This window comes from Bradyrhizobium sp. 62 (genome assembly GCF_023073035.1).
Taxonomy (GTDB): Bacteria; Pseudomonadota; Alphaproteobacteria; order Rhizobiales; family Xanthobacteraceae; genus Bradyrhizobium.
In genome coordinates, this window is sequence record NZ_JADPIT010000032.1 from 317,413 (window position 1) to 336,756 (window position 19,344).

A 19,344-nucleotide genomic window follows, 5' to 3' on the forward strand; every position below is an offset into this window, starting at 1 on the left:
TGGCAGTCTGGATTGGGTCGCTACGCTCGCAATGACGAAACTATGCGGCGGGCCGAGCGCGTGTTACACGGCATCCTGATAGCACCCAGCGAGCACCCGGTTTGGCGAAAGCAGCGGCAAAGCGAACTCTGAAATGGCAGCGCGATCCCGAGGGGATGCGGCTGCGCATTCTCGAAGCCGCCAAGCAGGAATTCTCGGCGCACGGGCTTGCCGGTGCGCGCGTCGACCGCATCGCGGCCAACGCCGGCGCCAACAAGCGGATGCTGTATTATCACGTCGGCAACAAGGACGAGCTCTATCTCGCGGTGCTCGAAGGCGCCTACGACAAGATCCGCAGCGAGGAGCGCGGGCTCGATCTCGAACATCTCGACCCGCCCGAGGCGATCCGCCGCCTGATCGAGTTCACCTGGAATTACTTCCTGCGCAATCCCGAATTCCTGTCGCTGCTCCAGACCGAGAATCTCGCGCGCGCAAAGCATCTGAAGAAATCGACCAAGGTCAAGTCGATGCACTCGCCCTTCGTCGAGATGATCGGCACCGTGGTGCGGCGCGGTGTGTCCGGCGGCGACTTCAAGGTCGCGGTCGATCCTGTCCAGCTCTACATCTCGATCGCGGGACTGTGCTTCTTCTATCTGTCGAACTCGGCGACACTCAGCGTGATCTTCGGTCGCGATTTGCTGGCCAAGGACGCCAAGGACGAGCGGCTGGACCACATGGTCGGCCTCGTGCTGGCGGCGCTGACGGGGCAGTCGGCCGCGCTGTTAGCGATGACCAAGGCGCCGAAGGCGCGCGCCGCGATGGCGCAGACGGTTTAGCGGTGTAACTCACTACAGCTCGATGGATTATCGGCGTTTCTCCGAACTCAGCCGTCATCGTCCGGCTTGACCGGACGATCCAGTACTCCGAGACGGTTGTGGCTGAGCCGACGGGCCGCGGCGTACTGGATTCCCCGCCTTCGCGGGGAATGACACCGAAGACGTGGTGCTGCCGACGCGTTCCCCAAGCCAGCCGGAACCCCGCACAAAACGCCGCAGGAAAACCGCTGGACAGTATTTATCCAACGGGTTAATTTCTCGCCCAACGAACAAGACGACCGGGAGTGAGACGTGGCTGAGCTGAAGCCGCAGAGTGCGGTGTCCAAGATGCTGAATGCGGCCTGGATCCGGCCGTTTTTGTTCCTGGTGTTCATCGTCGTGGCTTGGGATCTCGCCATCCGGCTGTTCAAGATTCCCGCCTACCAGATTCCGTCGCCGGGCGATGTCATTGCGGTGCTGCGCACCGATTGGCCGGAACTGCTGCGCCAGTCTTGGCCGACGACTTATGCAACCGTCTGCGGCTTCGCGCTCTCGGCGCTTTTTGGTATCCCCATCGCGATGCTGATCGCGGGCTCCAAGACAGTGGAGAGCTACGTCTATCCGCTGCTGGTGTTCTCGCAGTCCGTGCCGAAGATCGCGATCGCGCCGCTGTTCGTGGTGTGGTTCGGCTTCGGCATCATTCCGAAAGTGATCTCGGCGTTCCTGCTTGGGTTTTTCCCGGTGGTGGTCTCCGCTGTGCAAGGCTTCAAATCCGTCGATCCGGATATGGTCGATCTCGCCCGCGCCATGCAGGGCAGCCGCTTCCAGGTGTTTTGCGCGGTGAACCTGCCGCATGCGCTGCCCGCGATCTTCTCCGGCCTCAAAGTGTCGGTGACGCTCGCCGTGGTCGGCGCCGTCGTCGGCGAGTTCGTCGGCTCCAATTCCGGCATCGGCTATGTGATGCAGCGCTCGATCGGCACCTTCGACCTGCCGACGATGTTTGCGGCCCTCGTGATCCTCGCGCTGCTCGGCGTCATCCTGTTCTGGATCGTGGACCGGATCGAGAAGCTGGTCATTCCCTGGCATGTCAGCCAGCGCGAGGACGTGATTTTCGCCTCTTAACAATAACCAAAGCAACGAACGGCCAACGGCCGACGCAACAACGACAAGGGAGAGTGACGATGAAGCGGTGGATAGGAGCTATCTCGGCGGCGCTGATGGTGTTTGCGGCCATGCCGGCGCAAGCGGCCGACAAGGTCGTGCTGATGCTCAACTGGTACGTCTATGGCGAGCATGCGCCGTTCTATTACGGCAAGGCCAAGGGCATTTATGCGGCCGAGGGCATCGACCTCGAGATTCAGGAAGGCCGTGGCTCGGCTGCGACCACCCAGGCGGTGGCCGCCAAGACCGCCGATTTCGGCTATGTCGACGTGCCCACCATGATGCGCGCCGCGATCAAGGGTGCGCCAGTGGTTGCGACCGGCGTGCTGCTCCAGACCAGCCCGATGTCCGCCATGGGTTTCGTCGACAAGAACATCAGGAAGCCCGAGGACATCAAGGGCAAGACGGTCGCGATCACGCCGGCCGATTCCATGACCCAGATCTGGCCGCTGTTCCTGAAGAAGACCGGCCTCAAGGAAAGCGACTTCCAGACGGTGGCGGGCGATGGCCAGACCAAGCTCAACGCGGTCATCAACGGCCAGGCTGACCTATTGCTCGGCTACGTCATGGACCAGTCGATGAAGATCAAGGACGCCACCGGCAAGGACGTCTATCCGATCAAGTTCGCCGACTACGGCATCAACATGGTCTCCTCCGGCATCATTGCCAATACTGATTATGTGAAGGCCAATGCCGATCTCGTCCGCCGCTTCATGTCGGCCACGACCAAGGCGGTCGAGGCCGCTGAGAAGGAGCCGAAGGCGGCAGCGCAGTCGATCCTCGATGCCAACCCCAAGGGCGGCAAGATCGACACGCTGACGCAAGGTTTTGAGCTGACCATTCCGCTCTACCGGACGCCCGAGACCAAGAGCAAGCGGCCGTTCCAGGTCACCGACCAGAACATGACGGACTCGGTCAATCTGATGGTCGAATATGGCGGGCTCGACGCCAAGGCCAAGGAGAACCCGAAGGCGTTCTATACCAACGATTATCTGCCGAAGAGCGGTTCGTGAAACCCGCGACAACCATGAGCGAAACCCTGCAACCGGCCGCGCATCTGAGACTGGTGAGCGACCGGGCTGCCGGCGATGCGTCGGGCATCAAGCTATCAGGCGTGTCGAAGACCTACCGGACGCGCGACGGCGATGTGCCGTCGTTGCGGCCGCTCGACTTCCACATCAATGACGGCGAGTTCTTCGTCGTGGTCGGCCCATCCGGCTGCGGCAAGTCCACGCTGCTCAAGCTGATCTCGGGACTGCTGCCGCCCACCACGGGCGAGATCCTGGTCGAGGGTGAGAAGGTGACGGCGCCGCACGGCAATGTCGGCATCGTGTTCCAGAACGCGCTGCTGCTGCCATGGCGCAACATCCTGTCCAACGTGATGCTGCCGATCGACATGAAGCGGCTGCCGCGGCAGACATATCTCGACCGCGCCAAGGCGCTGTTGAAGCTGGTTGGGCTCGAAGGTTTCGAGAAGAAGCTGCCGTGGCAGCTCTCCGGTGGTATGCAGCAGCGCGCCTCGATTTGCCGCGCCCTGGTTCATGATCCCCGGATCATGCTGATGGACGAGCCGTTCGGCGCGCTCGACGCGTTGACGCGCGAGCGCATGAATGTCGAGCTGATGCGGATCCAGCGCGAGACCAGGAAGACGGTCCTGCTGATCACGCATTCGATCCCCGAGGCCGTGTTCCTCGCCGATCGCGTGCTGGTCATGACCGAGCGGCCCGGCGCGGTCGCCGCCATCTACGACGTGCCGCTGCCGCGGCCCCGTTCGCTGGACGTGATGGCCGATCCTGTGTTCACCGAACTCGTCCAGCGCATCCGCAAGCATTTCTTTTCGCAAGGTTCGCTGGACTAAAGCCATGGCGCCGCGTCTGAAGCTGCGAGATATCGCGTTCTTCGAACGTCCCGTGCAGTTCGCGCGGCCGTTCCGCTTCGGCGCGATCACCATCAATGCGACGCCGCAGCTGTTCGTGCGGGTCGAGATCGAGGTCGAGGGCAGGGGAAGTGCATTCGGTGCCAGCGCCGAGCTGCTGGTGCCGAAATGGTTCGACAAGCGGCCGGAGCTGTCGCCGGTGCAGACCGTCGATGATTTGCGCCGCTCGCTGGAGATCGCGCGGGGGCTTTATCTCGCGCGAACCGGATTTCTGACGGCATTCGATCTGCATGCATCGTGCGTCGGTGCCCAGGTCGCAACCTGTGCGAAAAAGAACATTCCGGCGCTTGCCGCGGCCTACGGCCCTGCGGAAATCGACAAAGCGATCCTCGACGCGCTGCTCCGTGCGGCCGAGACCAATTTTTTCGACGGCATGGCCGGCAACATCGTCGGCATCGATGCGCGGCTTTCGCCCGACCTGAAGGACACGGATCTCAAGACGTTTCTATCCGGCCGGAAGCCGCTGGCGCGCGTTGCCATCAGGCATACCGTCGGTCTCGACGACACCGTTGAAGGCGAGGGCGGAGTTGCAGATCCCCACGAGAACTCCGGTGCAAGGTACTTCAAGCTGAAGCTGTCGGGGGACCCCGTCGGCGATGCAGCGCGGCTGGCGCGCATTGGCAAGGAGCTCGATGCGCTGGACCGTGACTACAAAGTGACGCTCGATGCCAACGAGCAATATGCCGATCTCGCAGCCTTGCATGAACTCATCGGCCGGCTCGACCATGACACTGCGCTGCGATCGATTTCATCCAGGCTGCTCTATGTCGAGCAGCCAATGCCGCGCGATGTTACGAGGCTGTCACCGCTCGGCTCGCTCGCTGCGCGTGGCTTCATCATCGACGAAGCCGACGATTCCTACGACGCGTTTCCTGCGGCACGGGCGCTTGGCTATCACGGCATCTCGTCGAAATCGTGCAAAGGGCTTTACAAGTCCATCGTCAACGCGACGCGCGCGGCGAAATGGAGCGTGGCCGGCGAAAGATTCTTCGTGACCGGCGAGGACCTGACCTGCCAGGCGGGCCTCGCCCTGCAGCAGGACCTTGCGCTCGGTGCCTTCATCGGCATCACCCATGCCGAACGTAACGGCCACCACTACGTCGATGGCTTCGTTGATACGCCCGCCGCGGAGGCCCAGGCTTTCGCCGTCGCGCATCCCGATCTTTACGCGGATGCCGGGCAGGGCATCCGCCTCTCCATTCACAACGGCGATCTCCCCACGGGATCGCTCAATGCAACGGGCTTTGCGACGTCGGTTCATCCGGACTGGTCGGCGCTACGCCCGCTCGAACAGCCAAAATCACTCTGGGAGCAATCGGCATGACCACGCAACGCCTCGGCCTCATCATGAACGGCGTCACGGGCCGCATGGGGCTCAATCAGCATCTGATCCGTTCGATCGTCGCGATCCGCGAGCAGGGCGGCGTCCGCTTGAAGAACGGCGACCGCGTGATGCCGGACCCGATCCTGGTCGGCCGCAGCGCCGAGAAGGTCGAGGGGCTCGCCAAGCGCTACAACATCACGCGCTGGACCACCGATCTCGATGCCGCCCTCGCCGACAAGAACGACACCATGTTCTTCGATGCCGCGACCACACAGGCACGGCCGGGCCTTCTGACCCAGGCCATCAATGCCGGCAAGCACGTTTATTGCGAGAAGCCGATCGCGACGAACTTCGAGGCGGCGCTCGAGGTCGTCAAGCTCGCCAATTCCAAGGGCGTCAAGCACGGCACGGTGCAGGACAAGCTGTTCCTGCCCGGCCTGAAGAAGATTGCCTTCCTGCGCGACTCCGGCTTCTTCGGCCGCATCCTCTCGGTGCGCGGCGAGTTCGGCTATTGGGTGTTCGAAGGTGGCTGGCAGGAGGCGCAGCGGCCGTCATGGAATTATCGCGACGAGGACGGCGGCGGCATCATCCTCGACATGGTTTGCCACTGGCGCTACGTGCTCGACAATCTCTTCGGCGAGGTCGAGAGCGTGAGCTGCATCGGCAACACCGACATCCCGGAGCGTTTCGACGAGCAGGGCAAGAAGTACAAGGCGACCGCCGACGACTCCGCCTATGCCACATTCCAGCTCAAGGGCGGCGCCATCGCCCACATCAACATGTCCTGGGTGACGCGCGTCTATCGCGACGATCTCGTCACCTTCCAGGTCGACGGCACGCTCGGCTCGGCCGTCGCCGGCCTTTCCGACTGCATGATCCAGGCGCGGCAGGCGACGCCCCGGCCGGTGTGGAATCCCGACGAGAAGCGGCTGCACGATTTCTACGGCGACTGGCAGAAACTGCCTGACAACGTCACCTACGACAACGGCTTCAAGGAGCAGTGGGAGATGTTCATCCGCCACGTCTATGAAGATGCGCCCTACAAGTTCACGCTGCTCGAAGGCGTCAAGGGCGTGCAACTCGCCGAATGCGCGCTGAAGAGCTGGAAGGAGCGGCGCTGGATCGACGTCGCTCCGATCAAGGTCTGAGGAGGGAACAATGAACAAGCCCGTCCAGCCCGAGCCCGTCCCTTCAACGTCGTCATTGTCGCTCAAATTGCCGAAGGCCGATCGCTCGATCGAAACCTACCAGCTCGCGGCCTCGCGAACGTTTCCCGCAAAGCTCGAGGGCCCGCTGAACCGCATCGCGTTCTCGGCCGTCCATACCGTGGTCGATCCCTTCGCCGACAACGACCCGTGGCTCTCCGCTGCCGTCGACTGGGACAAGACCATCGCCTTTCGCGAGCACGTCTGGGACCTCGGGCTCGGCGTTGCGGAAGCCATGGACACCGCGCAGCGCGGCATGGGGCTGGATTGGCCGACCTCGCTGGAGCTGATCACGCGCTCGGTATCTGCCGCGAAGCGACGCAACGCGCTGGTGTTTTCCGGAGCGGGCACGGACCATCTCCCGGTCGAGGACGCCAAGAATCTCGACGACGTCATTCGCGCCTATGAGGAACAGATATCGGCGGTCGAGAAGGTCGGTGGCCGCATCATCTTGATGGCGTCGCGCGCGCTGGCGAAGCTTGGCCGTAACGCCGACGATTACGCAAAGGTTTATGACCGCGTGCTGTCGCAGGTTCGCGAGCCCGTGATCATCCACTGGCTCGGCGACATGTTCGATCCGGCGCTGACGGGATATTGGGGCACCAGCGATCTCGACAAGGCGATGGATATTGCGGTCGCCATCATCAACGGCAATGCTGCCAAGGTCGACGGTGTCAAGGTTTCGCTGCTCGACAAGCAGCGCGAGATCGACATGCGCCGTCGTCTCGACAAGCGCATCAAGATGTACACCGGCGACGACTTCAATTATGCGGAGCTGATCGCCGGCGACGAACAGGGCTTTTCGCACGCGCTGCTCGGCATTTTTGACGCGATCGCGCCGGCGGCGTCCTACGCGTTGTCGCGGTTGGCAGCGGGTGACGAAGCGGGCTTCCACGACGTGCTGGGACCCACCGTGCCGCTGTCGCGTCACATCTTCAAGGCGCCGACGCGCTTCTACAAGACCGGCGTGGTGTTCATGGCCTATCTCAACGGCCACCAGGACCATTTTACCATGGTCGGCGGGCAGGAGAGCACGCGCTCGACGCTGCATCTGGCCGAGCTGTTCCGGTTGGCCGACAAGGCCGGGCTGCTCGCCGATCCGGAGCTGGCGACGCTGCGGATGAAGGCGGTGCTCTCAACGCACGGAATCGAATCCTGATGCGTGATTTCTCGTCCGACCATCGCTGGCTATCGCTCAACACGGCGACAATCCGCAAGCAGGGTGACCTCGTCGAGATCATCGAGGCCTGTGCCAGGCACGGCATCCGCGCCATCGATCCCTGGCGCGACCAGGTCGCAGCCGTCGGCCTCGAGCGTGCCGCGCGTGCGGTGCGCGATGCCGGTCTCGACCTGTCGGGCTATTGCCGTGGCGGCATGTTCACGTCGGACGCATCGCGCCGGAGCGAGGTGCGCGACGACAACCGGCGCTGCGTCGACGAAGCCAAGGCGCTGGGAGCCCCCTGCATCGTTCTCGTGGTCGGCGGCCTGCCGCAATATTCGCGGCCCGGCAGCGAGGCGTCGAAGGACATTGCCGGCGCGCGGACGCAGGTCGAGGAGGCGCTCGCCGAAATGCTCGACTACGCCAAACAGGCCAAGCTGCCGCTGGCGATCGAGCCGCTGCATCCGGCCTATGCGGCGGACCGCGCCTGCGTCAACACGACGAAACAGGCGCTCGACATCTGCGACCGGCTGGACCCTGATCGCAGCGGCATGCTCGGCGTCGCGCTCGACGTCTATCACATTTGGTGGGATCCCGAGCTGATGGGGCAGATCGCGCGCGCCGGACGAGATCGCCTGCTCGCCTTCCATGTCTGCGACTGGCTGGTGCCGACCAGGGACATTCTCAACGACCGCGGCATGATGGGCGACGGCGTGATCGACATCAAATCGGTGCGCGAAGCGGTCGAAGCACAGGGCTTTGCCGGCTATTCGGAGATCGAAATCTTCTCCAACGAGTGGTGGAGTAAACCGATGGACGAGGTGCTGCAAACCTGCATCGCGCGGCACAAGACGGTGGTTTAGGCCTCCGGAATTTGTTGCGCGCGGCGGCGCCGATGGCCTGAGATCTCAATTGGTTGCGCGGGATCACCGGCACATCGCGCGCCGGTAACCTTCTACTGTGCATGGGGTTGTTTTCGCGTTTTTTTGTTTTAAGGCCTCAGCCGATTGCGCAGGGCACGTTCAAAAAGCCGCGGAACCGCACCCGTCCGCCCCTGACCGGCTGTCCGCTCACGGCGTAGTTCGGGAAGCGCGCCAGGAAGCGTGAGACCGCGATGGCGCCTTCCAGCCGCGCCAGCGCCATGCCGGCGCATTGATGCGCGCCGGTGGCGAAGGCGAGATGCCGGTTCGGCGTGCGCGCGATGTCGAAGCTCTCGGGGTCCGGAAACTGCGCCGGATCGCGGTTGGCCGCGCCGATGCACAGCGTGATCGACGTGCCGGCATCCAGCATGACGCCGCCGAGCTCGACCCGCTCCGTGGTCATGCGGTTGCCGAGTTGGTTCGAACTCTCGTAGCGCAGCATCTCTTCGACCGCAGTCTTGATCAGCTCGGGATTGTCGATCAGCCGCTGCTTCTGATCCGGGTTCCGGTCTAGCGCCACGAGGCCGTTGCCGATCAGGTTCGTGGTGGTCTCGTGGCCGGCATTGAGCAGGAAGATGCAATTGTGCAGCAGCTCCTTCTCTGTCAGCCGCTCGCCGTTGTCCTCGCCCTGGATCAGGCGCGTCAGCACGTCGCGTTCGGGGTTGCCAGGCTTCGCTCGTCGGCGTGCGACCAGCGTTTCGAGATAGGCGAGAAAATCCGCCACGGCCTTGTTGCCGCGGGCAGCGACTTCAGGCGACACGACCGGTTCGAGGGCGCCCAGGATCGCCAGCGACCACTCGCGCAGCGGCGCGCGCTCGTCATGGGGCACGTCGAGCAGATTGCCGATCACCTCGATGGGGATCGATGCGGCGAAGTCCTCGATCAGCTCGCAATTGCCCTTGACGGCGATGGCGTCGAGCAGGCCGTCGACCAGCTTGATGATGTCAGGCTCCATCCCCGCGATCGCGCGCGGCGACAGCGCGCCCATGATCAGGCGCCGCACGCGCGTATGCGCCGGCGGATCGTTGAAGACGAGGCTCGTGGTGTGGTGCTCGTAGAGCAGGGTGTCGCCGTATTTCGGCGCGAACTCGCGCTTCTTGTCCGAGCTGAACGACTTTGTGTTCTTGTAGGTCGTGACGAGATCGTCATAGCGGGTCAGGAACACGGTGCCGTTGCGCAGGCGCTTGACCGGCTCGTTCTCCCGCAGTGCACGATAGGTCGGGTAGGGATCGTCGTAGAATTCCGGCGTCAGCTTCTCCAGATCGAAACTGGCCGCCAGTTCATTCGCACTTGCGTTCATGCCGCCATACTCGCCGGTTGAGTCCGATATGCTGTATTCGCTCTTTTGAGCGGCTCGGTTCACCGTCTACAGTCGAGCCGCGATTTGCAAGCCGACCGGACAGGAAAATGCACGCCCGCTCTGACGCTGCCGACACGGCTCCTTCATGGCCAGACGATATCTTCGCGGCCCTGCAACGCTTCGACGTCCGGCAGGTGCCCTACGTGCCCGACGCCGGCCATTCGAGGCTGATCCAGCGCGTGCTGGCCTCGTCCACCATGCGCGGCATTCCGCTGACGACGGAGGAGGAGGGCGTCGCGCTGCTCGCCGGCGCCTGGACGGGCGGCCAGCGCGGCGTGCTGTTGATGCAGTCGAGCGGGGTCGGCAATTGCATCAACATGCTGTCGCTGATCCCGATCCTGCGCTTTCCTTTCCTCACGTTGGTGACCATGCGAGGGGAGTGGGGCGAGTTCAATCCGTGGCAGGTCCCGATGGGATCTACCACGCAGGGCGTGTTCGAGCTCTCGGGTGTCAAGGTGCTGCGGGCTTCGAACCCAGCCGAGGTGCCGGCCGTGCTCGAGGCGGCGGCCGCGCAAGCCTACAACGCGCTCACGCCCACCGCCGTCTTGCTGTCGCAACGCCTGATCGGCGCCAAGGTTTTCACCAAATGAGCAAGGCCAATCTCCTCGACCGCCGTCAGGTGGTGTCCACGCTTCTCGCGAACCGCAGGGACGTGGTTGCGATCGGTGGCCTCGGCGCCTCCACCAACGACATGTGCGCGGCCGGCGACCATGCCCGGAATTTCTACCTTTGGGGCGGCATGGGCGGGGCGGCGATGATCGGGTTGGGCCTCGCTCTGGCGCAGCCAAAATTGCCGGTGCTGGTCATCACCGGCGACGGCGAGATGCTGATGGGCATGGGCAGCCTTGCCACCATCGGCCTGCAGAAGCCGTCCAATCTCTCGATCGCGGTGCTCGACAACGAGGCCTATGGCGAGACCGGGGGCCAGGCCAGCCACACGGCCGCGGCGGCCGACCTCGTCGGCGTCGCCAGGGCCTGCGGCATCGGGGATAGCCGGTCCGTGACGACAATGGCCGAGGTCGAGGCCTTCGCCAGAGCCGTCCACGACGTCACCGCCGGGCCGCGCTTTGCCAATGTGAAGATCGACAGTGCCAATCTGGAGCGGATTTTGCCGAGCCGGGACGGGACTTACATTCTCAACCGGATTCGCGGCGACCTCGGCTTCCAACCGATCTAGGCGGGCGTTCCGGCGTCCCGTCCTGCACGGGGACCGTGTGGGCGAGGTCAATTTCCACTGGAATTACAACGCATTCAGGTTGCGATGCAGCATAGTGCTTGACTTTTGCGTGGGTGAGTGCTTACTCACTAGCATGAGCTCATTGCGTATGACGAGCGACCTGAGGCGTCAATTGATCCTCGGCGCCGCAAAGCGTTGCTTTGCCCGACACGGCTATACCGGCACCACGACCAAGAGCGTGGCGGCCGCCGCTGCCATTTCCGAGGCGCTGCTGTTCAAGCATTTCCCGTCCAAGGCCGCGCTGTACGCCGAAATCCTCAGCGACGAATGCGAGGCGGACCCGGCGCTCATGGAGCTGCTCGAACGTCAGCCGTCGACCGCTACGCTGGTCGAAGTGATCCGCGGCATGGTCGGGCATTTCATGCACATCGCCGACGGGCCCGACCAGGAAGAGGCCCAGCGCCTGCGATTGATGACCACGAGTCATTTGGATGATGGCGAATTCGCGCGTTTGCTATATGCCAAGATCGAGACGCTGATCGGGGCGGCCTTCGTCGCCTCGCTCGAGCGTGCCGTTGCCGCGGGGGACGCGCGGCCATACAACGGCGAACCGCTCAACCTGTTCTGGTTTGCGCATCACACCGTGATGACGGCGGCGCTGACCAGGCTGCCGGCCACGCCGTGTCTCGCTTACGGCAAGGCGAACGACCTCGAGCGGCAGCTCTGTGAGTTTCTCCTGAGGGGTATCGGACTTAACGACGCCGCAATTGCTTCGCATTTAGGCCGCGATCAAGCCGCGTGTGTGGACAAGACGGCGATTGCAGAGAGTGCATGACATGAACATCGTCACCGAACACAAGATTTCGGGCGAACCGATCGACAACAAGGCTCCCAAGCGTCCGGTCCGGCCGGTGCTCTGGTTCATCATCGTCGGCGCGCTTCTGGCCGTGCTCGTCGGTGGCCTCGTCTGGTTCAATTATTTCCGCGGCCAGATGATCAAGCAGTTCTTCGCCAACAACAAGCCGCCGCCGGTCGCGGTCAGCGCCGCCGAGGCGAAGTCCGAGGTGGTGCCGAACCTGCTGACGGCCGTCGGCGGGCTGTCTGCCGTGCACCAGGTCGACGTCAGCGCCGACGTCAACGGCCGCGTCACCGAGATCAAGTTCGAGCCGGGCACGCATGTCGAGGCCGGCACGCCGCTGGTGCAGATGTTCGACGCGCCGGAGCAGGGCGACCTCGCCAATTACAAGGCGCAGTCCACCGTCGCGCAACTGTCGCTGGACCGCGCCAAGCAACTGGCGTCGCGCCAGTTCGGCCCGCAGGCAACCGTCGATACCGCGCAGGCCGCGTACGATCAGGCGCTGGCGGGTATCGCCAAGACCGAAGCATTGATCTCGCAGAAGCTGGTCCGCGCGCCGTTCTCCGGTGATCTCGGCGTCCGCAAGGTTGAGGTCGGCCAGTATCTGACCGCCGGCACGGCCATCGTTTCGCTGACGGATCTGTCGGAGTTGTGGGCCAACTTCACGGTGACGGAAAAGGACTCGGGCAACCTCAAGGTCGGTCAGCCAGTCCGGTTGAAGGTCGACGCCTATCCGGGCCGCACCTTCGACGCCAAGATCACCACGATCGAGCCGCAGATCTCGGCCGACACCCGCAACATCCGCGTGCAGGCGACCATCTCCAATCCGGAGAAGATCCTGAAGCCCGGTATGTTCGTGACCACCACGGTGGTGCTCCCGGACAAGCCGGCCGTGGTCACCGTGCCGGAGACGGCAGTCGACTACACGCTGTACGGCGACTCGGTGTTCGTGATCACCGAGAAGAAGGAAGCCGACGGCAAGACCAGCCTGAGCGCGGTGCGCACTTTCGTGCAGACCGGCAACCGGGTCGAAGGTCGCGTCGAAATCGTCAAGGGCGTGAAGCCAGGCGACAAGGTCGTCGCGGTCGGCCAACTCAAGCTGCAATCGGGCGCGGCGGTGTCGATTTCGACCGACCCGGCTCCGCAGCTCCCGGCGCAGCCGCCGCGCTACTGACATCGTACACGTTGCAGCATGATCCGGCACGGCCGGGTCATGCGCTTTGCAAGTCAAAGAAATCGAGATCGCCGCGATGCGCTTTACTGATATCTTCATCAAACGCCCGGTCCTGTCGGTCGTCGTCAGCCTGCTGATCCTGCTGATCGGCCTGCGCGCGGCGACGACGCTGCCGATCCGGCAATATCCGAAGCTGTCGAACACGGTCATCAACATCACGACCGTCTATCCGGGCGCATCCGCGGACCTGATCCAGGGCTTCATCACCACTCCAATCGAGCAGGCGGTCGCTTCCGCCGAAGGCGTCGACTACATCACCTCGTCCTCGGTGCTCGGCACCTCGACGATCCAGGTCTACATCAAGCTGAACTTCGATCCGAACCAGGCGCTGACCGAGGTTCTGGCCAAGACAAACTCGGTCAAATACCTGATCCCGAAGGAATCCAACGACCCGATTGTCACCAAGACCACGGGCCAGACCACGGCCGTGATGTATCTCGGATTCTCGTCCGAAGAGCTGTCAGGCTCGGCCATCTCGGACTATCTGACGCGCGTTGTGCAACCGGTGCTGTCGACTGTCGACGGCGTGGCCTCCGCCGACATTCTCGGCGGCCAGACCTTTGCGATGCGGCTGTGGCTTGATCCCCTGAAGATGGCTGGCCGCAACGTGTCGCCTGCGGATGTCGCGACCGCGATCACCGCCAACAACTTCCAGTCCGCGGCGGGGCAGACCAAGGGATATCTCATCGTCTCGAACGTTTCGACGAATACGGGCCTCACCGACGTCAACCAGTTCAAGAAGATGATCGTCAAGGCCAAGGACGGCGGCTTCGTGCGGATGGAGGACATCGCCATCGTCGAACTTGCGGCCCAAAGCACGGACGCGAGCGTCGCCTTCAACGGCGAGCACGCAATCTTCATCGGTGTGCAGGCAACGCCGCAGGGCAACCCGCTGACGCTGGTCAAGGGCGTGCGGGCGCTGTTCCCCGAGCTTGAGCGCAATCTGCCACCGTCGATGAAGATGAAGGTCGCCTACGATTCGACCAAGTTCATCCAATCCTCGATCGACGAGGTCGAGAAGACACTGGGTGAAGCCGTGATCATCGTGATCGTGGTGATCTTCCTGTTCCTGGCGTCGTTCCGTTCGGTGATCATTCCCGTCGTCACCATCCCGCTGTCGATGATAGGCGTCTGCACGCTGATGCTGGCGCTGGGCTTCAGCTTCAACCTGTTGACCCTGCTCGCGATGGTGCTCGCGATCGGCCTCGTGGTCGACGACGCCATCGTCGTGGTGGAAAACATCCATCGTCATCTGGAGGAAGGGAAAACGCCGGTCCAGGCGTCGCTGGAAGGCGCGCGCGAAATCGTGGGTCCCGTGGTCTCGATGACAATCACGCTCGCGGCCGTGTACGCGCCGATCGGTTTCCTCGGCGGCCTGACCGGCTCGCTGTTCCGCGAATTCGCCTTCACGCTTGCGGGCTCGGTGATCGTGTCCGGCGTGATCGCGCTGACGCTGTCGCCGATGATGTGCTCGGTGCTGCTGAAGAACACCGAAGAGGGGCGTTTCGCCAAGCTCGTCAACAAGGTGTTTGGCGCGCTGACGCGGTGGTACGGGCGCAGGCTCGACCGCTCGCTCGACTACAAGGCCATCACCGGCCTGTTTGCGGTAACAATCCTCGGGCTCGTCGGCTTCCTCTACATGCACACGTCGAAGGAGCTGGCGCCTGAGGAGGACCAGGGCATCGTGTTCGCGGTGACCAAGGCGCCGAAATACGCCAACATCGACTACGTCGACTTTTACGGCGAGAAGCTTGACAAGGAATTCCAGAAATTTCCCGAGACCGATCTGCGCTTCGTGCTGAACGGCATCAACGGCCCGCAGGGCGGTATCGCCGGCATGCTGCTCAAGCCTTGGGAAGAGCGCAAGCGCTCGTCGATCCAGCTGAAGTCGCTGGTGCAGGCCGAGCTTTCCAAGATCGAGGGCGTGCAGGCGTTCGCGTTCAACCTGCCGCCGCTGCCGGGCGGCCCGGGCGGCCTCCCGGTGCAGATGGTGATCAACTCCACCGCCAGTTTCCAGACTGTCTATGAGCAGATGGAGAAGCTGAAGGCTGCCGCCCGCAAGAGCGGAATGTTCATCGTCTCCGATAGCGACCTTGCTTACAACCAGCCGAACGTGAAGGTGACGATCAACCGCACCAAGGCGCAGGATCTCGGCATCAGCATGCAGAACCTCGGCAGTACGCTCGCGGTGCTGCTCGGCGGCAACTACATCAACCGCTTCAACCTCGAGGGCCGTTCCTACCAGGTCATCCCGCAGGTGCCGCGCGGCCAGCGGCTCTCGCCTGAATCGCTCGCCGGCTACTACGTGACGACCAACACCGGCCAGCAGCTTCCGCTCTCGACGGTGGTGTCGATCGAGACCAAGACCGAGCCGAATTCGCTGACCCATTACAATCAGCTCAATTCGGCGACCTTCTCGGCGGTGCCGATGCCCGGCGTGACGGTGGGTGCGGCGGTCGACTTCCTCGAGAGCGAGGCCAAAAACCTGCCGCAAGGCTTCAGCCATGATTATCTTGCTGACAGCAGGCAATATGTCCAGGAAGGCAACCAGCTCGCGATCACCTTCGGCTTCGCGCTGATCATCATCTTCCTGGTGCTGGCGGCGCAGTTCGAGAGCTTGCGCGATCCGCTGGTCATCATGATCTCGGTGCCGATGGCGATCGTTGGCGCGCTGATCCCGCTGTTCTTCGGCGTGGCGACCATGAACATCTACACCCAGGTCGGCCTGCTGACTTTGGTGGGCCTGATCACCAAGCACGGCATCCTGATGGTGGAGTTCGCCAACGAGCTCCAGATCAACGAACGGCTCGATCGCCGCTCCGCCATCGAAATGTCGGCCCGTATTCGTCTGCGGCCGATCCTGATGACCACGGCCGCGATGGTGACGGGCCTGATCCCGCTGCTGACCGCGACCGGCGCTGGCGCGGCCAGCCGCTTCTCGATCGGTCTGGTGGTCGTCGCCGGAATGTCGATCGGCACGCTGTTCACGCTGTTCGTGCTGCCGGCGGTCTATGTGGTGCTGGCGACCGACCATCGCGCGGCGGCCGATTCCGAGCGGAACAAGCAGGTCAACGACCTCGACCTCAACGCCAAGGCGCTGCGGCCCACCTGAGGCCACGGATAAAGCGAACACGAGGGCGGCAGCGGCCAATCCGCTGCCGCCCTTTTCTATTTGCCTCGGGCGCCCCGGCCGCCATTAGAGCGATTTCGAGCGAAGTGGATTCCGGTTCGCGCGAGAGACAAGGTCCGGTCTTCTTGCTAGGTTCGGCGGGATGAGCCTTTCCCTCCATCCCGACACCCCGCAAGCACGGACGCTGCCGAGCGCAACGCCGGATGGCATCGCGTCCGGTACGACCCCGGGGCAGGGGATCAGGACGCGGCTGTTCACCAAATATGTCGCGTTGTTCGTGGCCGTCGTCGCGATCGCGCTGCTGGCCAACGGTCTTTTCGAGGTCCTCTTCTATTATCGCGAGCACAAGGCCGCGCTGATCCGGGTTCAGCATGAACAGGCCGAGGCGGCCGCGGCCAAGATCGGTCAGTTCGTCAAGGAGATCGAGAGCCAGCTCGGCTGGACCACGCAGCTGTCCTGGTCGGCGGGCTCGATCGAGCAGCGCCGGTTCGATGCGCTGCGGCTGCTGCGTCAGGTGCCCGCGATCACCGAACTCGCCCAGGTCGATGCGACCGGCAAGGAACGGCTGCGGGTCTCGCGGCTTGCCATGGACGCGATCGACAGCGGGATCGACCTGTCGGCGGATCCGAAGTTTACCGAGGCGGTCGCGCACAAGGTTTTTTACGGTCCGGTCTATTTCCGCAGGGAGTCCGAGCCGTACATGACCCTGGCGCAGGCCGGGGCGCGCAAGGATGCTGGCGTCAGCATCGCGGAGGTCAATCTCAAGCTGATCTGGGACGTCGTGTCCCAGATCAAGGTCGGCGAGCACGGACATGCCTACGTGGTCGGTCCGGAGGGACGCCTGATCGCGCACCCCGATATCAGCCTGGTCCTGCGCAACACCGACCTGTCTGGTCTCACCCAGGTGCGCGCCGCGCTTGACGGAGGCAGCACCGCGTTCGACGCACTTTCCGAAGCGCGCAATCTCCAGGGACAGAAGGTGCTGACCGCGTCGGCCCCGATCGCGCCGCTGCACTGGACCATGTTCGTGGAATTGCCGGTCGAGGAGGCCTATGCCGCCCTCTATGCCTCGTTGCAGCGGCTTGCATTCGTGCTGCTCGCGGCGTCGATCTTCGCGGTCCTCGCCGGGATATTCCTCGCGCGCCGCATGGTCGGGCCGATCCAGGCGCTGCGGAGCGGCGCCGAGCGCATCGGCGGCGGCGATTTCTCGCAACGCATCTCGATCAGAACCGGTGACGAGCTCGAGGGTCTCGCGGACCAGTTCAACCAGATGGGCGAGCGCCTGCAGGAATCCTATGCGGACCTGGAGAAAAAGATCGAGGTGAGAACGGCTGAGTTGACCGAGTCGCTCGAGCAACAGACGGCTACGTCGGAAGTGTTGCAGGTCATCAGTTCGTCTCCTGGCGAACTCACACCAGTGTTCCACAAGATGCTCGAGAATGCCACACGCGTCTGTGGTGCGAGTTTCGGCGTAATGAATCTGTGGGATGGTGAGAGTTTCACGATTGCTGCGGACTACAATGTGCCACCTGCGTTCGCGGCCTCGCGAAAAGATATCGCGATCCGTCCTCATCCGGACAGCGCGCTTGCTGCGGTTGTCAGGACACGTCAAGTTGTCCACGTTCACGATGTGCAGCAAACTCCGGCCTATCTCGCTGGAGGTCCGACCATTCGTGGAATCTCCGACGTCGCCGGCGCCCGGACGATCGTCATCGTGCCCATGATGAGGGAAAGCGAGCTGATCGGAACCGTTGCGGTTTATCGCAAGGAGGTCCGGCCTTTCACCGACAAGCAGATCGCGTTGGTTGAGAACTTCACGAAACAAGCCGTCATCGCGATCGAGAACACGCGACTTCTGAACGAGTTGCGCAAGCGTACGACGGAGCTGTCGCAATCCCTCGACGATCTTCGCAGCGCGCAGGACCGCCTGGTCCAGACCGAGAAGTTGGCGTCGCTCGGCCAGCTCACGGCGGGGATCGCGCACGAGATCAAGAACCCGCTCAATTTCGTCAACAATTTCTCGGCGGTGTCGACGGAACTGATCGACGAACTCAATGAGGCCCTGCAAGCGGTCTCGCTCGACGACAAGACAAAGGAGGAGGTCGACGAGCTAACCGGAATGCTCAGGAGCAACCTCGAAAAAGTGGTGCAGCATGGTAAGCGCGCCGATTCCATCGTCAGGAACATGCTGCTGCATTCGCGCGAGGGCTCCGGCGAGCATCGCCCCAGCGATATCAACGCGATCCTGGAGGAGAGCCTTAATCTCGCCTATCACGGCGCACGTGCCGAACGGCCCGGCTTCAACGTCACGATCGAGCGCGGCTTCGACCCAGCCGCAGGCATGGTCGATGTCTATCCGCAGGAGATTACGAGGGTCTTCCTCAATCTGATCTCGAACGGCTTCTACGCCACTGCCCAGCGCAAGGAGAGCGCCGCAGACGCCTTTGAGCCCACCCTGCGCGCGGCAACAAAAACTCTCGGCGATAGGATCGAGATCCGCATTCGCGACAACGGCACCGGGATCCCGTCCGAGGTGAGGGAGAAGATGTTCAATCCCTTCTTCACCACCAAGCCGGCCGGCGAGGGCACAGGGCTCGGCCTTTCCATGAGCCATGACATCGTGGTGAAACAGCACGGCGGCACGATCGACGTGAACACCGCACCCGGCGTATTCACCGAATTCATCATCACCCTGCCGCGCATGATGGCGGCGGGCGGCACTTCCGGAGGCAAGTCTTGAACGTTTACATCCTGGTCGTCGATGACGAGCCCGACGTCGAGGCGCTGTTCCGGCAGCAGTTTCGGCGCGATTTGCGCGCCGGCCGCTTCCAGATGGAATTCGCGTCGTCGGCACCCGATGCGCTGAAACTGGCCGCCGAGGTTCGCGATCCCTCGTTGATCCTGATTTTGTCCGACATCAACATGCCCGGCATGAGCGGGCTCGATATGCTGCCGAAGGTGCGTCTTGCGCATCCGGACGTTCCCGTCATCATGATCACCGCCTACGGAGACGCCGAGACGCGCCGGAAGGCGATCGAGCGCGGCGCAGTCGGACTTCTCACCAAGCCGATCGATTTCGCGCTGCTGC

Annotated in this window: 16 protein-coding genes; 15 read left to right on the forward strand and 1 reads right to left on the reverse strand. The window is 63.2% G+C overall.

The genetic code is table 11. The features are described from left to right. The first annotated feature begins 155 nt into the window (after positions 1-155). The 8 genes from IVB47_RS30890 (at position 156) to IVB47_RS30925 (ending at position 8,442) form a co-directional block, all read left to right on the forward strand. Complete coding sequence (locus IVB47_RS30890) at positions 156-815, forward strand: TetR/AcrR family transcriptional regulator (RefSeq protein ID WP_247468140.1); 660 nt, start codon at positions 156-158, stop codon at positions 813-815. Positions 816-1,106: 291 nt separating this feature from the next. Next, the gene (locus IVB47_RS30895) at positions 1,107-1,916 is read left to right on the forward strand and encodes an ABC transporter permease (RefSeq protein ID WP_007593901.1); all 810 of its coding nucleotides are present in this window, start codon (positions 1,107-1,109) and stop codon (positions 1,914-1,916) included. Between the two features lie 59 nt (positions 1,917-1,975). Then, on the forward strand, positions 1,976-2,968 hold the full coding sequence (locus IVB47_RS30900; protein WP_027568870.1) for an ABC transporter substrate-binding protein: 993 nt from the start codon (positions 1,976-1,978) through the stop codon (positions 2,966-2,968). Further along, positions 2,965-3,813, forward strand: coding sequence for an ABC transporter ATP-binding protein (locus tag IVB47_RS30905; protein WP_247467125.1), 849 nt, complete (start codon positions 2,965-2,967; stop codon positions 3,811-3,813). Before IVB47_RS30900 ends, IVB47_RS30905 begins: the two co-directional genes overlap by 4 nt. A 4-nt stretch (positions 3,814-3,817) precedes the next feature. Next, entirely contained in the window at positions 3,818-5,215 is a 1,398-nt protein-coding gene (locus IVB47_RS30910) for a hypothetical protein (RefSeq protein ID WP_247467128.1), read from the forward strand. Then, a complete protein-coding gene (locus IVB47_RS30915; RefSeq protein WP_247288534.1) occupies positions 5,212-6,363 on the forward strand; it encodes a Gfo/Idh/MocA family oxidoreductase in 1,152 nt (383 codons plus the stop codon). The genes IVB47_RS30910 and IVB47_RS30915 overlap by 4 nt, the downstream gene beginning before the upstream one ends. Before the next feature lie 10 nt (positions 6,364-6,373). Beyond that, positions 6,374-7,579 (forward strand): dihydrodipicolinate synthase family protein, encoded by a 1,206-nt coding sequence (locus IVB47_RS30920; protein WP_247467132.1) that lies wholly within the window; start codon positions 6,374-6,376, stop codon positions 7,577-7,579. Further along, positions 7,579-8,442, forward strand: coding sequence for a sugar phosphate isomerase/epimerase family protein (locus IVB47_RS30925; protein WP_247467135.1), 864 nt, complete (start codon positions 7,579-7,581; stop codon positions 8,440-8,442). Before IVB47_RS30920 ends, IVB47_RS30925 begins: the two co-directional genes overlap by 1 nt. 136 nt (positions 8,443-8,578) lie before the next feature. On the opposite strand, the gene IVB47_RS30930 is transcribed toward IVB47_RS30925, so the two are convergent. Beyond that, a complete protein-coding gene (locus IVB47_RS30930; protein WP_247467138.1) occupies positions 8,579-9,799 on the reverse strand; it encodes a cytochrome P450 in 1,221 nt (406 codons plus the stop codon). Positions 9,800-9,906: 107 nt separating this feature from the next. Between IVB47_RS30930 and IVB47_RS30935 the strand changes: the two genes are divergently transcribed. From IVB47_RS30935 to IVB47_RS30965, 7 genes are all read left to right on the forward strand, one after another. Then, positions 9,907-10,449, forward strand: a complete 543-nt coding sequence (locus IVB47_RS30935; RefSeq protein ID WP_247360013.1) for a phosphonopyruvate decarboxylase — start codon at positions 9,907-9,909, stop codon at positions 10,447-10,449. Beyond that, a complete protein-coding gene (locus IVB47_RS30940) occupies positions 10,446-11,036 on the forward strand; it encodes a thiamine pyrophosphate-dependent enzyme (RefSeq protein WP_247467141.1) in 591 nt (196 codons plus the stop codon). The genes IVB47_RS30935 and IVB47_RS30940 overlap by 4 nt, the downstream gene beginning before the upstream one ends. A gap of 133 nt (positions 11,037-11,169) precedes the next feature. Beyond that, a complete protein-coding gene (locus IVB47_RS30945; RefSeq protein ID WP_247468144.1) occupies positions 11,170-11,871 on the forward strand; it encodes a TetR/AcrR family transcriptional regulator in 702 nt (233 codons plus the stop codon). 1 nt (position 11,872) lies between these two features. Beyond that, positions 11,873-13,066 carry an efflux RND transporter periplasmic adaptor subunit gene (locus tag IVB47_RS30950; protein ID WP_247360011.1) on the forward strand — a complete coding sequence of 398 codons (1,194 nt, stop codon included), beginning with the start codon at positions 11,873-11,875 and terminating at the stop codon, positions 13,064-13,066. A 76-nt stretch (positions 13,067-13,142) separates the two neighbouring features. After that, positions 13,143-16,238 (forward strand): MexW/MexI family multidrug efflux RND transporter permease subunit, encoded by a 3,096-nt coding sequence (locus IVB47_RS30955; RefSeq protein ID WP_247467144.1) that lies wholly within the window; start codon positions 13,143-13,145, stop codon positions 16,236-16,238. A 160-nt stretch (positions 16,239-16,398) separates the two neighbouring features. After that, a complete protein-coding gene (locus IVB47_RS30960; protein ID WP_247467147.1) occupies positions 16,399-18,996 on the forward strand; it encodes an ATP-binding protein in 2,598 nt (865 codons plus the stop codon). Then, on the forward strand, positions 18,993-19,344 hold a 352-nt coding region (locus tag IVB47_RS30965; protein ID WP_247467149.1), incomplete at its 3' end, for a response regulator. The genes IVB47_RS30960 and IVB47_RS30965, both read left to right, overlap by 4 nt.